Origin of the sequence: Lactobacillus sp. UMNPBX6, from assembly GCF_002553975.1 — a bacterium.
GTDB lineage: Bacteria > Bacillota > Bacilli > Lactobacillales > Lactobacillaceae > Lactobacillus > Lactobacillus gallinarum.
The window spans coordinates 1-1,086 of sequence record NZ_PCZD01000119.1 but is presented as its reverse complement, the minus strand read 5'-3'; the positions used below and the strand labels follow the sequence as shown (position 1 = coordinate 1,086).

General features: G+C 38.8%; 1 protein-coding gene. It reads right to left on the bottom strand.

What is annotated here, in order from left to right; genetic code table 11:
* The coding region (locus tag CP357_RS09910) for an IS30 family transposase (protein ID WP_098037218.1) at positions 1-1,041 on the bottom strand (1,041 nt) is incomplete at its 3' end.
* Positions 1,042-1,086 lie beyond the last annotated feature (45 nt).

Genomic DNA, 1,086 nt, shown 5'->3' with positions numbered 1-1,086 from the left:
TTGATAGATTTTATCTAATTCTCTTTCGAAGATTTCATCTGGTGTGTGATATGCCAGGATCTTTCTGGGTAAAGAGTTGCACCAGGTTTCAATATCAATGATTTGTTGGAGAGAATAGTTATTGATGCAGTCTCCTTTAGGAATGAATCTGCGAATAAGACCATTATGTCTTTCAACAGTTCCTTTATCACAAGAAGTATAAGGATGAGCATAATAAATAAGAGTCTTAGAAACTTCTTCTAAATTAGCTAAATCCGCAAACTCTGAACCATTGTCAGTAGTAATCGTCTTGAAGATGTCATTCCAGTGCTCGCTGTATTGTTTTTGAAGCATTTTAAAAGCCTGCATGACACTGGCAGATGTCTTGTCAGGTATGCGAATAATCAAGAATTCACGGCTCATGCGCTCAGAAAGCGTTAATAGAACCTGATCATCTTTGGTTTTATGCCCTAGAACAAGATCACATTCCCAATGACCAAATTCATTGCGCTGGTCAATCTCTTTAGGTCGCTCTTCGATGCTTCGTCCCAGCTTTTTCTTGTTTTTGCGAACATGATGGAGCTTGGTATTACGTTTAATTTTTTCAGGCAAATCATAGTTCTTAATTGCAATTAGGCCTTGTTCTACATAGTTGTACAAAGTTCTGGTGCAGACTGTTTGATGATGTGAGAATTCACCGATAGCTAAGCTACGATTGGCACAAACGTCAAGTGACCAGCCGTCCTCAAAAAAATGATTAATGACGTAGCTAATAAAGTTTGCTTTCTTCAAGAAGTCCGATTTACGACCACAGTGACGACGATTAATCTGATAAACGCTCTGACCATGTTCAGCCTTATAGCGCTGCTGCTTGCCATGATAGAGAGAAACAGTACCACGTTTAACCTCATAGCTAATTGTAGAAGGAGAGCAGCCCAATTCGCGAGCAATCGCTCTAATAGAATAACCATCTTTTAAACGGGTTTGGATAACAACCCGCTCTTCAAATGATAAGTGCTTGCCTTTAACGTGCTGATTCATGGTAAAATGTAAAGAGTCCATTTGTGACCTCCAATAGATGTTTTTGTGGATATTAACATTCTATCA